This is a genomic window from Ruegeria sp. AF8 (assembly GCF_056541825.1).
Map to the genome: position 1 here is coordinate 1,038,389 of NZ_JBQFYW010000001.1, position 14,291 is coordinate 1,052,679.

Here is a 14,291-nt window from a genome sequence, read left to right on the forward strand (position 1 = left end):
CGCCCGCTGCCGGGCGCATCTTTTTTGTAAAATGTCAGGGCCTTATTGTCCCAAGCCGAGTTCCTGATAGGCTCGTTCGGCCCCTGGATGCAGCGGTGCGCTGAGGCCATCCTTGACCATTTCCGCCGGCTCGAGATTGGCAAAAGCCGGGTGCAGTTGACGGAAATCGTCGATGTTTTCCATCACCGACTTGGCCACGATATAGACCACGTCATCGGACACATCGGCTGAAGTCACGAAAGTCGCACCCACCCCAAAGGTTGTCGTGTCCTGATCGTTGCCGGCATACATGCCTCCGGGGATCGTGGCGACGCGGTAATAGGGGTTGTCGCCCACAAGTTTGTCGATCGGCTCACCCGCAACATTGACGAGTTTCACGTCGCAGGTCGTGGTCGCTTCCTTGATAGCGGCCGCCGGGTGCCCGATGGTATAGATCATCGCGTCGATATTGCCGTCGCAGATCTGCTTGGCCATTTCCGAACCCTTATATTCGGTTGCCAGAGCGAAATCGTCCATACCGATGCCAAAAGCATCCATGACAACCTCCATGGTGGCGCGCTGGCCCGATCCGGGATTGCCGACATTGACGCGTTTGCCCTTCAGACCCTCGAAGCTGTCAATACCGCTATCGGCGCGCACCAACAGCGTGAATGGTTCAGGGTGTACCGAAAAGACGGCGCGGATGCCGGGAAAGGCGGCGTCGCCTTCGAATTTCGAGGTGCCGTTAAAGGCGTGGTACTGCCAGTCGGACTGGGCGACGCCGAACTCAAGCTCGCCCGCCTTGATGGTGTTGATGTTATAGACCGAGCCGCCGGTGGATTCCACGGCGCAACGGATGCCGTGCTCTTTTCGCGACTTGTTCACCAGGCGGCAGATCGCGCCACCCGTAGGATAGTAGACGCCTGTCACACCGCCGGTCCCGATCGAGATGAACTCCTGCGCGGAAACCGCACCTGCGGACATTCCCAAAGCTGCGGCGGCTCCAAATACGAGATTTCTCATATTACACACTCCCTGTTTTTAAATTTCTCGTTGTTCGCCGGAATTAGTGGCATTGACAGTAGAGCGGGTACAAGCCGATCTGGCAAGGTCGCTGTGTAGGATACCGTAAAGTTAGAGTTTTTTAGGTGCGAAAACTTGAATGTAGTGAAGTTTTGCGAGCGGTTTGGTGCCCTTGTCGGACACGCAGGTGCCTAACCCGGTCTCAAAGAGAGGCACTGATCACTTGTTTGGTCTCACCGCGCCAACAGCGTTCGATGTCCGGCATGTAATCCGGGCCACATGGCCGGAATCTGTGCTTTCGATCTGGCCATGAAGACCAATGACCGCCTGACGCGTCGTCACAAGCGAAATGTGTCGGGGATTGTGCATTACGCAATTTCACGCGCTGATCTGGCCCACTCGCGAAATGCCTTTATCGTATCAAATTGGCCGAAATTCGGTGGCACTCTGCGTTTCAGGTTGAGTTTTTTGATGGAGTTTCCGGGCGGATGACGTCAGAAAAGAGTGATGATTTTCTTGCCACAGATGCTGGAAAAAACCATTCCGGTAGGAAGAGATGCTGATGAAACTTTTCAGGGAACCCCTGGTCCATTTTTTTCTGGCCGGCGTTGCGTTGTTTGCCTTGTTTTCGCTCTGGAATGACGAGCCCGCGCAAGGGAAGGTCAACGAAATCACGGTCTCGGTGCAGGACGCACGATGGTTGGCGGGTCAGTTTCAGGCGACATGGAAACGCCCGCCTTCACCGGAAGAACTGGACAAACTCCTTGATGAGTTCGTGCGAGAGGAAATGTATGTCCGCGAGGCCTTGGCTTTGGGGTTGGATCAGGGCGATGCCGTTGTTCGTCGCAGGCTGTCGCAAAAGATGGAGTTTCTGAGCGAGGCCGGGGCCGAAGCCGCAGTGACCGATGAATCCGCCCTGCGCCAGTTTTATCGGGACAACGCTCAGGAATTTGCTCAGCCGCCGCGCATCAGCTTTCGCCAGATATTCCTGAAGGGTGGCGAAGGGGCCACGCCTTTGGTCCTGGATGCGCTCGACGCTGGCACGCCCCCCGAAGAACTCGGGGTCGCAACGCTGCTGTCGGCGACCATGACCTTGGCCATCAGGCAGGGTGTGGACGGAACTTTCGGAGATGGGTTTTTCGATCAGATATCCAAACTGGAACCAGGATCGTGGACCGGCCCGGTTTCGTCTAGTTACGGCGCTCATGTGGTATATCTGGAAACCGTTGAGCCCGGCGTCGTACCGCCATTCGAAAACGTGCGTGACCGTGTCGAACTGATGTGGCGGTCCGCGCAGGCCGCTGAACTCAGGCTCGCGTTCTTCCAGGCGCTGCGAGAAAGATATGTGATCGCGCGGCCGGACCCGAAAGAGGTTCTGAACTGATGCGTCCCGTCGTAGCCTGGATCCTGGCGCTTGCGCTTTCGGTATTGGGCGGGCTGATGTTGCCAACGGCGGCCAATGCGCACGCGTTGGAACCGGGTTTTGCTGAAATTCGTCCCGAGAGTTCGGAATCCTGGCGCGTCACGTGGCGGGTTCCACAGGTAAAGGGCGCCCCGATGGGGATCGAACTTGTGCTGCCTGATGGCTGTACGCAGCGCCGTCCGGACTCGTTTCGATTTGATGGCCGCGCGTTCGTGTCAAGCTGGCTTGCCCGATGCCCGTCCGGCATGACCTCGGGACCATTGGTCATAGAGGGGCTTGAGGCAACTGCGACCGATGTACTGATCCGCTATATTCCGGAACTGGAGGCGAGCGCGACCAGCATTCGGCTGACCCCCGACGCGACCAGTACCATCCTTCCCGCCGTTCCGAGCACCTGGGCTGTATTGGCCAGCTATTTCTGGCTTGGTCTCGATCATATCGCGGGCGGGATCGATCATCTTCTGTTCGTATTGGCGCTCATGCTGCTGGTGGTGGATTGGCGTCAGTTGATCTGGGCCATTACCTCGTTCACGATTGCGCACAGCATCACGCTGGGGGCCGCGACATTGGGCTGGATAACTCTGCCGATCCCTCCCGTCGAAGCGGTCATCGCCCTGTCCATCGTATTTCTCGCCTCGGAGATTGTGCACAGCCGCGACGGTAAACCACGGCTGAGCAAAACCAGACCCTGGCTTGTCGCTTTTGCGTTCGGCCTGCTGCACGGGCTGGGTTTTGCCAGCGCCCTGCGGGAAATAGGCGTGCCGCAATCGGATATCTGGATCGCGCTCTTGTCGTTCAATCTCGGGGTCGAGGCAGGCCAGCTTATGTTTGTTGCGGTGATGTTGTCGGCGGCGGCGGTGACCCGGCTTGCGTTGCCAAAGGTCATGTCCGGCATTCGCACGCCGGGTTCCACGGCCAATGTGCTGGTTGCCTATGGAATTGGATCGGTTGCGGCGTACTGGACCATCGAGCGCATAAGCGGTTTTGCGGGCTGAGAAAGATCATGCGAACAGGCGCCCAACCGTAGACTTGGCCGGCAACATCGCAGGTCAATTCATACCCATTGAGGCGATTGTAGTACTACGCAAAATCCAATCGCTCGGCCTGCGGTCACAGCAGATCCGGTTTGGGATTTTGTGCGGTATGGGTTCGGATCTTGCGAATACTCCATTCGACCGCATCGCGCATCGCATCGCCCAGGGCTTCGTCGAACGCCTCCGCTAGATCGGGCGCTTTGTCAGAGGCGGAAACCACCAATTCTTCGAACGAGTTTGATCCGATGATATGGTCTTCGAATGTGTCGATGATCTTGATGTTCAGCCTGACATCGACGCGCAGCGATTTTGTCTGTTCCTCGCCGCCAATGGCATAGGCCTGGAACTCCCGCAGTTCCGGGACAATCAAATAGTCGGCCCGCAAGCCCACCGCAGACCGGCCGACGGCCGCGACTTTGCCGGTATTTTCATAACTTTCGATCAGCAACGCCTGTACCAAAACCGGCGCGCGGTCGACCCAGCGGGCACGCGGCAGGTACTGAACCTGAAGCGGGGTGGGCTGCACCGCGATCTGATCGGTATCGACGGCGGCAGTCGCCGTTGGTTCCTCGACCACAATTTGTTCGCTGATCCGGGGAAGCGAAGAGGAAAACGTGCTTTTCGGGGTCAGAACGTACAGATCGTTCGGTTCCGCCGCCTTTTTGAGCGTCCCCAGTCCCGCGCAACCGCCGAGAAAAGCGGTGCCGAACAGGACAGCCAGAAAATCAAGTCGTGTCATTGACGGAACTCCGAAGCCTGAGTGCCAAGAAGAAAGCGCGCCGGGTCGCGTTCGATGCGGTCGACAAGGCGGTCAAGATTGACCACGAGACGGCGGGATTCCTCGACAAAGCGTTGCAGCTGAGGCAGCCCCACGCGCATGAAATCCGAGACCTGCCTGCGGTTCTGCTTTACGATTCCATCGACCGTCCCGACCAGATCGGAGGCGGATTGCGATGCGCTGAGAACATTGTCGGCGATCCGGTCGACATTGCCTGCCACATTATCGACTGTGGACTTGAACGTATCGATGGCACCGCGCAGGTCCGATACGATCTGGTCGACATCCTCGTTCACGACCCTGTTCACCGAAACGAATGTTTCATTGGCGGACGAAAGCGTGGTCTCGGCGCTTTTCATCGTCCCGCTGATGTCCGACAGCGTCACATTGGCGTTGGCGAATGTCTCGGTTACGACCGCAAGCGCGACGCTGCCCTCTTCGGACAGCGCGTTCAGGCGTGCCGTCACTTTGGTCACATCGGTGCCAACCTCGGCGACCACGCGATTGATGGTTTCGGCCACTTCGGTACCTTTTCTGACGAACTCTGTCACTTCGTTTTTCATCACACTGTCTGCGGTTGCGAATGTCTGCTTTGCCGTGTCCAGCGTGGCGACAGCCGCATCCCGCGTGTCCTTCAAAACCGTGGTGGCGGTGGTGAGCGTGGTTTCAGCCGTATCCGAAAGCTGCTCCAGCTTGTCGGTAAAGGCCGCTATTTCGCGCGACGCACCGCCCAGATCCTTGGAAAGCGTTTCGAAATCAGACAACGCCTGATCCAGCCGCCCGGACGCAGAGGACAGATTTTCGAGGAGTTTCGAGACCGCGGCCCGGTTATCTTCATTCACGATGGCCTGCAGGTCTTCGAGCAGCGAAATGGCCTTGCTCATCAACTCCGGCGCTCCCTCGAAGATCGATTGCAGGGCACTGCGGCGGCTTTGGATGGTTCCGCCTGACGGTAGCCGCGCCGCATTGGGTGATCCGCCCGACAATGCGACATAACTGACCCCGGTGACGCCCAGGGCCTGCAACTCGGCGATCGTATCCGTCTTGACCGGTGTGTCGGCGTCGATTTCGATCTTTACCCGTACCTTGGACGGGTCGTCGTCATCCAGGTTCAGCGAAATGACCTGACCCACGGGCAGGCCGTTATAACGCACGCTGGACGCCGTCGCCAGACCCGAGACATCGTTGAACAGGATGTCGTAATAGGCGTATTGGCGGTTCACCTCGACCTTGGCGAGCCATAACAGGAAGCCAAACGCGCCCAGAATCCCCGCCAGCGTGAAGGCACCTATCAGGATATAGTTGGCCTTGGTTTCCATGCGCCGTTCCTAACTGTCCCGCTCTCTGTTTTGCGCCGCTCTGGCGCGTGGACCGGTGAAATATTCCCGTACCCATGGGTGATCCACCGATGTCATGTCTTCAATTGGACCCTCAACCAAGACACGTTTTTCCGCAAGTACCGCAACGCGGTCGCAAATCGCATAGAGGCTGTCGAGGTCATGGGTCACCATGAAAACTGTCAACCCAAGCGCGTTTTGCAGCTCGCCGATCAGATCGTCATAGGCTGCCGCACCAATCGGGTCGAGCCCGGCGGTCGGTTCGTCCAGAAACACGATCTCGGGATCCAGCGCCAGCGCCCGGGCAAGTGCGGCGCGCTTGCGCATGCCGCCGGACAGCTCGGAGGGGTATTTTCCGCAGCTCAGCAACGGCAGGCCGACAAGGCTGATTTTCAGTTGTCCAAGCGCCTTCATCAGACGTTCACTGAGATTGAGATGTTCGCGCATCGGGGCCATTACGTTCTGCAGCACCGTGAGCGAGGAAAACAGGGCGCCGTCCTGAAACGCCACACCCCAGCTTTGCTCGATCCGAAGGCGATCGGCCTCGGGCCCGTTCAGAACGTCCACACCCAGAACCTCGATCGACCCGGCGGCGGGCCTGTTCAATCCGACGATGGTACGCAACAGAACCGATTTGCCGGTACCCGAGCCTCCGACGACCCCAAGCACCTCGCCGCGCCAGACATCGAGGTCCAGATTGTCGTGAACGACCTGCGGCCCGAACCGGTTGTCCAAACCGCGCACGCGAATGACGGCATCACGAGTTGGCGTCGTAGTATCCCGGTTCGGTCCGTCAGCCATGTCAGACCCCCACTTCCGAGAAAAAGATCGAAAACAGCGCGTCCAGCGCGATGACTATAAAGATCGACTGAACCACTGACGCCGTGGTCCTGCGACCGACGCTTTCCGCCGATCCCTCGACCTGTGTCGCCTGCCAGCAGGCGATGACTCCGATGGCAAGGGCAAAAAACGGTGCCTTGATCAGCCCGACTGCCAAATGCCAGACATCGGTATTGTCCTTGAGGCGCGTCACGAACATGCCGGGGCTTACGCCAAGATCGATCCAACTCATCAACGCGCCGCCGATCAGACCCGAGATATCGGCGATGAACCCGAGGATCGGCAGCACGATCAGCAAGGCAAGCGTTCTGGGAACCACCAGAACTTCGATCGGGTCCAGACCGATGGTGCGCATTGCATCGATCTCCTCCTGCACTTTCATCGAGCCGATCGAGGCGGTGAACGCCGATCCCGACCGACCCGCGACAATGATCGCGGTCAGCAGAATACCCAGCTCGCGCAGGATCGAAATCGAGATGAGTTCCACCACAAACACTTCGGCCCCGAACTGTTTGAGCTGGGTGGCCCCCTGAAAAGCCAGAACCACGCCGATCAGAAACCCCATCAGCGCAACGATAGGGACCGCCTTGAGCCCCGTTTCCTCCATCTGTGTCACCAGAGGCGCCGCCCGCAGCCGCCAGGGCATCAGCAGCGAGCGCGCCAACCTGTGCAGGGTCAGCCCCAAAAAGTTCAGTATCGACAGTGAATCTTTCCACGCATTGACGGTGCCTTCACCGATGCGGCCGACCCAGGGAAGGAACCCGCGTGGGGGTTTCTCGGAAAACTGTTCATCGGTCAGGCTTTGCGCCACGGTCGCAATCAGCGCGCTCTGCGCCTGTGATGCGCCCTGAAGGACGACAGTTGCACCTTGTCGTTCCAACCGCCTCCGAAGATCCGCGATGAACCATGCACCACCCGTGTCCAGCGCTTCGACCGCCGCGAGATCAAGTGCGACCTGGCCGGCATCAGCGCCTGGCGGTGCAAGCTGACTTTCGAGATCCCCCAGAAATGGCGTCAGAATCCGCCCCTTGAACCGGATCAAGAGGCGGCCATCGGAGATTTCCTGTGTCAGGGATGCGCCGTTCATGCCGGGACTATGGCGCTTTGCCGGTTTCGGCGACAACCGCTTTGTTTGATCCGCAGCCATTTTGTCTGAACTGATGTTGTTGAATTACAATCGAAAATCAATTGCATGCGGACCAAAGGACAGGGCGCTTTTGCCACGAAAAGCGCCCTGATCCTTTCATTCTTCGTAAATCTTCTTCCAGGCGCCGTTCTCGACCACATTGACATAGACCGAGTCCGCCCCCTGGTGATCATCTGGGCCAAAGGTCATGTGATTGCCCACCAGATCATCCTGATAGTCCAGTGTTTCCATCGCCGCGATGAAACTTTCCTGGGTAAGATCAGGACCGGCGGCTTCGAGCGCCTTGACCATCAACTCGGCAGCTGAATATCCGAGCATGGCAAAGCCCACTGCATCTTCGCCGGTGGCTGCCTTGTATTCCTCGATGAACGCCTTGGGGGCAGGCTCGTCCGCGCGTGCCCACAGATCCTGCCACGACGCCGCCGCATAGAACCCTTCGGTCACACCGCCCGGAACCTGCGCGACGACGGTCAGAAAACTAGCGGCGGTGCCCATGAACTTCATGTCGTTCAGACCCATCTTTTTCGCCGTGCCGACAACCGTGATGGCCTGACGGACACCCAATGCGATGGTGACGATATCGCAACCGGCCTCGTTAAGTTTGCTGAGCGATCCCACGAAATCGGTCTCGTCCGGTTTGTGCGTCGTCTCGGCCGCGAATTCGATTCCGGCTTCTTCCGCACCCGCCATGGACCCTTCGAGAATTTCCTTTCCAAAGTCCGTCGGCAGGTACATGGTGCAAACTTTTTCGGCGCCGAACTCACCCGCAAGATATTTCACACCGATCCGGCTTTGGTCGTAATAACTTGAAAACGAAGTGAATTTATTGTGCATGGGATCTTGCAGCATCTGACGGGCCGCCGAAAGCGGCGCGACATTCGGGATGCCCTTGGGATCAAGCAACTTGAAGCCCGCAAGGTTCATCGGCGTGCCCAGACTTTGCAGCATGGCGAAAACCTTGTCGCGGTTCAGAAGCTTGTTATAGCCCTGCATCGCGCGCGGCATCTGATATCCGTTGTCCTCGACCACATAGCGGATCTTGCGCCCGTGGACGCCGCCTTCCGCGTTGACCCGGTCAAAGACAACGTTGGCGCCTTTGACCGCCGGAACGCCGACGGCGGCGAAGATGCCGGAGAGGTCGTTTACAGAGCCGATGACGATTTCTTCGTCGGTGACGCCCTGGGTTTCAGCACTGGCCAGCGTTGCCGCGGCCGACACAACCGTGGCAGCGGTCAACCGCATGATCGTTTTTCTCATGTCTATCCTCCCTTTGGGTAATCCCATGTTTTATCAATACATATCTTCGATCAGATGTGCGTGTTTCTTTTCCACGAAGCTCCGTTTCAGTTTCATCGTTGCGGTCAGTTCCTCGTCTTCGGCAGTGAGCAGAACGTCGATCAGACGGAAATCCTTGATCTGTTCTGCGCGCGCAAACTCTTGATTTACTGTATTTAATTCCTCTTCGATCAGATTGCGAACTTGCGGCGCAGCGCAAAGAGAGGCGAAGTTCGAGAATGGTATCCTGTGGTCCTGAGCGTATTTCTCGACGTTCTCCTGATCAATCATTATCAATGCCGTCAGATACTTGCGCCGGTCGCCGATGATGACGGCGTCCGAGATATAGTGGCTGAATTTCAGGCGGCTTTCGATTTCCGCAGGCGTGATGTTCTTGCCGCCCGCGGTGATGATGATGTCTTTCAGGCGTCCGGTGATGGTGACGAAACCGTCCGCATCCATGCGCCCGACATCGCCGGTGCGCAACCAGCCGTCGGCGGTGAAGGTTTCGGCGGTTTTTTCATTGTTGCGCCAGTAGCCCTGGAAAGTGTTCAAACCGTACACCTGAATTTCGCCGTCCTGTGCGATTCGTACATCAATTCCGGGTACGGCTTTGCCGATTGTACCGATCCTGTTTTCGTCCCGCGTATTGATTGTGGCGATGCCGGCGGTCTCGGTCATGCCATAACCTTCGAGCAGCGGTACCCCGATGGCCCAATACCATTTCAGCAGTTCCGGTGAGATCGGGGCCGCCCCCGTGCCGCCGCGCCGCAGCCGGTCCATGCCCAGCATCCGCCTCAGGTTGCGCAATACCAGTCGGTCCCACAGCCAGAATTGCGCGGCAAGGCGCGGGGGGACGGGCCGGTTTTCGATCAGGTAACGTGCCCGCCGCATCCCCGCCTTCAGCGACATGGCAAACGCGGCGCGTCCGATGGGGGTCGCCTCCTGCGCCATGATCAGGACGTGGGAATAGATCTTTTCCCAGACACGCGGGACGGCGGTGAAGGTGTGGGGCGAGACCTCCTGAAGATTGGCAAAGACCGTTTCCGGGCTTTCGGCGAAATTGACCGTGGCCCTGGAGGCCAGCGGGAAATAGATCGATACGTCGCGTTCCAGGATATGGCAGAGAGGCAGGAAACACAGCTGCTCGTCGGTGTCATACGAGGGCAGGCGATGCGCGCCGGCCTCGATGGCGGCCATGACGTTTTCGTTGCTCAGCATCGCCCCCTTGGGCTTTCCGGTGGTGCCGGAGGTATAGACGAGCAGGGCGGTGTCCCCGGGTTGGGACAGGGCGATCTGTGCCTCGAATACGCCGGGTTGTTCCTGCTCGGCCTGCCGGCCGATTTCATAGAACCGGTCGATCATCATGCAGCGGGGGTGATTCAGGTCGTGCAGGCCCTCGTCATCGAGCACGACCACCCGCGTCAGGCCCGGAACGTCGTCTTCGATCTGCAGGAACTTGTCCAGTTGCTCTTCGTCTTCAACGATCAGAAAGCGGCTGCCGCTGTCGTTGATCAGGTGTGAAAGCTGGCTGGCGGAATCGGTGGTGTAGACGCCCGAGGTGATGCCGCCGACGCACTGAATGCCCATGTCGAACCAGGCCCATTCCTTGCGGTCTTCGGACAGGATCGACACGACATCGCCGCGTTGCAGGCCCAGCTTGCGCAAGGCCAGACCGATCCATCTGGCATGGGTCCAATAGTCGGCCCAGGAATAGGATTTCCAGATCCCGAAGTCCTTTTCGCGATGCGCGGTCCGGTTCCCGAGTTCGGCACAGCGTTTCCGGAATAGTTCGGGAATGGTGACGGTGCCATCGACCAGAACCGGGCGCTGGCCCGGCGTGGCGTTGAAGCTGACGCCGTTGATCAGGGTCTGGGCGGGCAGGGGGGTGGCGTCCATCCCGGTCACCTCCATGTCTTCTTGCGCTTCCAGCGGCGGTTTTCGCGTGCGCCTTCTTCCCGAACGCCCAGATAGAAGTTCCGGATGTCCTCGGATTTCATCAACTCGCCGGCGGGGCCATCCATGACGATCCGCCCGACCTCCATGACATAGCCGTCATGCGCCAATTCAAGCGCCGCGCTGGCGTTCTGTTCGACCAGCATCATCGTCATGTTCTGTTCGGTATTGAGCCGCTTGAGAATGGCGAAGATCTCCTGCACCAGAATGGGGGACAGGCCCAGAGACGGCTCATCCAGCAGCATGACCTTGGGATTGGCCATCAGGCCCCGGCCGATGGCCAGCATCTGTTGCTGCCCGCCCGAGAGCGTTCCCGCCTCCTGATCGCGGCGGTCCCTGAGGATCGGGAAATAGGAAAAGACCAGATCGCGGTCGCGTTCGATTTGGGCTTTGTTGCCAACGGTATAAGCGCCGAGGCTCAGGTTTTCGTTCACGGTTAGCAGCGGAAACACCTCGCGCCCTTCGGGGACGTGCACAATGCCCTTTTGCACCACCTTGTGCGGCTCCTGGCCCTGTATCTGCTCGCCTTCGAAAGTGATGGAGCCCTTTTCCGGGTCCATCACGCCCGAGACGGTTTTCATCAGTGTGGTCTTACCCGCGCCATTGGCGCCCAGGATCGTGACGATGCGGCCGGCGTGCACATCCAGCGACACACCGCGAATGGCGATGATGGGGCCATAGAAGCTTTCGACATTGCGAATCTTGAGGATCGCCTCGGTCATGACGCTTTTCCCAAGTAGGCTTCGATCACGGCGGGGTGGGATTGCACCTGCGCTGGTGTGCCCAGCGCCAGTTTCGCGCCATCGGCCATGGCCAAAACCCGGTCGCTGACACCCGAGACCAGCCCCATGTCATGTTCGACCATCAGCACGGTGATGCCCATCTGGCGGCGGATATCGTCGATCCACCAGCGCATGTCGGCGGTTTCCTCGACCGAGAGTCCTGAGGCGGGTTCGTCCAGCAGCAGGAGGCGCGGTTCGGTCGCCAGGGCGCGGGCGACCTCGACCACTTTGCGCACGCCATAAGGCAGGCCCGCGATCATCTTGTCGCGATAGGGCTGCAGATCGAGAAAGTCGATCACCTCTTCGACCTTCTCGCGGTTCTCAATCTCCTGCCGCCTGACGGAAGGCATAAAGAGCAATTCGGAAATCACGTTCGTCCTGCGGTGGCGGTGGCGGCCCACCAGCAGGTTCTGCAACACGGTGGCGTGTTCGAACAGTTCGATATTCTGAAATGTCCTCGCCACACCATAGGCTGCGACACCCGAGGGTTTGACTGCCAGCAGGTCATGGTCGTCAAAGCGGATCGTGCCGTGCGCCGGGTCGTAAAAACGGGATATCAGGTTGAAAACGGTTGATTTTCCCGCGCCGTTGGGGCCGACAATGGCAAACACCTCGCCTTCGTCGACGGAGAAGGAGAGATTGTCCACCGCCGTCAGGCCGCCGAATTTCAGGGTGACGTTCTCCAGTTCCAGCAGGCTCATCTCAGGCGCTCCGTCTTGAGATAGGATTTCTGACGCCGGAACATGTCCTTGCGGTAAAAGGGGAAAAGCTCGAACCAGGTGCGGATTTTCAGCCACCGGCCATAGATGCCCATCGGTTCGAACAGGATGAAGACAATCAGGATCATGCCGAAGACGCCGAATTCCAGCCCCGGAATGGCGACGGTGTTGCCGCCGATGATGGCGCCGACATATTCCTTGGAGATCGACAGGAACTGCGGCAAAAACCCGATGACGATGGCGCCGAAGAATGCGCCGTGGATCGAACCCAGCCCGCCGATCACGATCATCATCAGAAGCTGGATCGAGATCACCACGCTGAAGGTTTCGTTGTTGAAGGCGCCGGCGTAAAGCCCCATCAGCGCACCCGCCCAACCGGTAACGGCACAGGACAGACCGAACGAGATGGTTTTAGTGCGGGCGATATCGACGCCCATGGCCTGGGCTGACACTTCGCTGTCACGTACGGCGATGAAACTTCGGCCCAGGGGGGCGCGCAGCAGGTTGATATAGCCCAGCGTCACCAGAACGGTGACGGCGAGTGTCAGCCAAAAGAACTGCACCGGTGTGCCCCAGCGGTCGACGAGAAAGCCGAAGATTTCAACACCGCCGATGTATTTCCCTGCGACACCGCCGGTGAGCGGTTCGCTGAGAACGATAATGTCGTCCATCAGGATCGACAGGGCCAGCGTGAAGATCGCGAGATAGATGCCGTGCAGGCGCAGGGCCGGGATGGCGATGACGGCGCCTGCGATGCCGGTCAGGATGCCCGCAAGCGGGAAGGCGATCAGAAAGGGGATTCCCGCCTCGATCAGGATGACGTTGGCATAGCAGCCGACGGCCAGAAAGGCGGCGTGACCGAGGCTGGCCTGTCCGGTGTGCCCAGTCAGGATCATCAGGCCCAGCCCGGCGATGGCCCAGATCAGCACATTGGTCAACTCGCCCAGATAAAAGTCGTCCAGCCACCACGGGGCGGCGGCGGCGATGCCGAGCAGGATCAGGTAGAGGCCAAGTTGATGGCCATCCTTCCACGGGCGGATGTCCTGCATGTAGTTGGTTTTGAACACGATCCGCATGGCTCAGACCTTCTTGACGCGCACTTGCGAGAACAGCCCGTGCGGGCGGAAGACCAGCACCGCCAGAAGCAGGGCATAGGGCGCGACCTGGCTGTAGCCGGCGGCGATGTAGCGGCTGGCGAAGGGTTCGATGACGCCGACGATCAGACCGCCCGCCAGCGCGCCCGGAAGGCTGCCAAAGCCGCCGATCACCGCCGCCGCAAAGGCCTTGATGCCCAAAAGACCCGTATTGGGATCGACCGAGCCCTTGGCAGCGAACAGGATGCCCGCAACGCCCGCAACGGCACCGGCAAGCGCCCAGATCAGGCCCTGAACCCGTTTGACCGGAATGCCCATGTAATAGGCGGCCAGCTGGTTCTGCGATGCGCCCTGCATCGCCAGCCCCAGCTTGGTCCGGCTGAAGAACACATACAGCCCCCAGGTGAGCAGGATGGTGACGATGATGACGGCCACATCCTCCATCCCCAGCACCAGACCGCCGAAACGCACCTCCTTGCCCGCCAGCGGGTTCTGCAGGGTCTGCGGTTCGTGCCCCCAGATCAGTCCGGCCACGAAACGAATGACGAAACCCAGTGCAATGGTCAGGATCACGACGGCAGTCTGGCTTTCTCCGAACATGCGCCGAATGATCAGCCGGTCGAGCAGCCAGCCAAGCCCCGCCATGATGACGAGCGAGACCGGCAGCGCCAGCCAGAAGGGCAGCCCCATATATTCGGTGTTGGTCAGACCCATGGTGACGAACGCGCCCAGCATCATGAAATCGCCCTGTGCGAAATTCACCGCCTCTGTCGCCTTGTAGATCAGCACGAAGCCAAGCGCGATCAGACCATAGACACAGCCATTGGCCAGCCCGCTGATCAGCAACTGCATGTTGTCCAAATTTTCCTCCCCGCACCGGTAGGCCCGGCGTCCGTTGTTGTGA

At 59.2% G+C, this 14,291-nt stretch carries 13 protein-coding genes; 2 read left to right on the forward strand and 11 right to left on the reverse strand.

The features are described 5' to 3' along the window. Positions 1–42: 42 nt before the first annotated feature. The gene (locus ACR0AO_RS05260) at positions 43–1,002 is read right to left on the reverse strand and encodes a TAXI family TRAP transporter solute-binding subunit (RefSeq protein WP_480600702.1); all 960 of its coding nucleotides are present in this window, start codon (positions 1,000–1,002) and stop codon (positions 43–45) included. 562 nt (positions 1,003–1,564) lie between these two features. On the opposite strand from ACR0AO_RS05260, the gene ACR0AO_RS05265 reads away from it, so the two are divergent. Further along, positions 1,565–2,386 (forward strand): peptidyl-prolyl cis-trans isomerase, encoded by an 822-nt coding sequence (locus ACR0AO_RS05265; protein ID WP_480600705.1) that lies wholly within the window; start codon positions 1,565–1,567, stop codon positions 2,384–2,386. Beyond that, entirely contained in the window at positions 2,386–3,420 is a 1,035-nt protein-coding gene (locus ACR0AO_RS05270) for a HupE/UreJ family protein (protein WP_480600707.1), read from the forward strand. The genes ACR0AO_RS05265 and ACR0AO_RS05270 overlap by 1 nt, the downstream gene beginning before the upstream one ends. Before the next feature lie 115 nt (positions 3,421–3,535). Here ACR0AO_RS05270 and ACR0AO_RS05275 read toward each other — a convergent pair whose 3' ends face one another. From ACR0AO_RS05275 to ACR0AO_RS05320, 10 genes are all read right to left on the reverse strand, one after another. Next, on the reverse strand, positions 3,536–4,198 hold the full coding sequence (locus ACR0AO_RS05275) for an ABC-type transport auxiliary lipoprotein family protein (protein WP_480600710.1): 663 nt from the start codon (positions 4,196–4,198) through the stop codon (positions 3,536–3,538). After that, complete coding sequence (locus ACR0AO_RS05280) at positions 4,195–5,556, reverse strand: MlaD family protein (protein ID WP_480600713.1); 1,362 nt, start codon at positions 5,554–5,556, stop codon at positions 4,195–4,197. The genes ACR0AO_RS05275 and ACR0AO_RS05280 overlap by 4 nt, the downstream gene beginning before the upstream one ends. A 9-nt stretch (positions 5,557–5,565) precedes the next feature. After that, positions 5,566–6,375 carry an ABC transporter ATP-binding protein gene (locus tag ACR0AO_RS05285; RefSeq protein WP_480600716.1) on the reverse strand — a complete coding sequence of 270 codons (810 nt, stop codon included), beginning with the start codon at positions 6,373–6,375 and terminating at the stop codon, positions 5,566–5,568. A gap of 1 nt (position 6,376) precedes the next feature. Beyond that, entirely contained in the window at positions 6,377–7,501 is a 1,125-nt protein-coding gene (locus ACR0AO_RS05290) for an ABC transporter permease (protein WP_480600718.1), read from the reverse strand. A 156-nt stretch (positions 7,502–7,657) separates the two neighbouring features. After that, positions 7,658–8,818: an ABC transporter substrate-binding protein gene (locus ACR0AO_RS05295; RefSeq protein WP_480600720.1), complete on the reverse strand. Its 1,161-nt coding sequence runs from the start codon at positions 8,816–8,818 to the stop codon at positions 7,658–7,660. Between the two features lie 33 nt (positions 8,819–8,851). Then, the gene (locus ACR0AO_RS05300) at positions 8,852–10,735 is read right to left on the reverse strand and encodes an AMP-dependent synthetase/ligase (RefSeq protein ID WP_480600723.1); all 1,884 of its coding nucleotides are present in this window, start codon (positions 10,733–10,735) and stop codon (positions 8,852–8,854) included. Between the two features lie 5 nt (positions 10,736–10,740). Continuing rightward, positions 10,741–11,514, reverse strand: a complete 774-nt coding sequence (locus tag ACR0AO_RS05305; RefSeq protein WP_480600726.1) for an ABC transporter ATP-binding protein — start codon at positions 11,512–11,514, stop codon at positions 10,741–10,743. Further along, positions 11,511–12,275 carry an ABC transporter ATP-binding protein gene (locus ACR0AO_RS05310; RefSeq protein ID WP_480600729.1) on the reverse strand — a complete coding sequence of 255 codons (765 nt, stop codon included), beginning with the start codon at positions 12,273–12,275 and terminating at the stop codon, positions 11,511–11,513. The genes ACR0AO_RS05305 and ACR0AO_RS05310 overlap by 4 nt, the downstream gene beginning before the upstream one ends. Then, positions 12,272–13,369, reverse strand: a complete 1,098-nt coding sequence (locus tag ACR0AO_RS05315; protein WP_480600731.1) for a branched-chain amino acid ABC transporter permease — start codon at positions 13,367–13,369, stop codon at positions 12,272–12,274. The genes ACR0AO_RS05310 and ACR0AO_RS05315 overlap by 4 nt, the downstream gene beginning before the upstream one ends. 3 nt (positions 13,370–13,372) lie before the next feature. Next, positions 13,373–14,248, reverse strand: a complete 876-nt coding sequence (locus tag ACR0AO_RS05320) for a branched-chain amino acid ABC transporter permease (protein ID WP_480600734.1) — start codon at positions 14,246–14,248, stop codon at positions 13,373–13,375. Positions 14,249–14,291 lie beyond the last annotated feature (43 nt).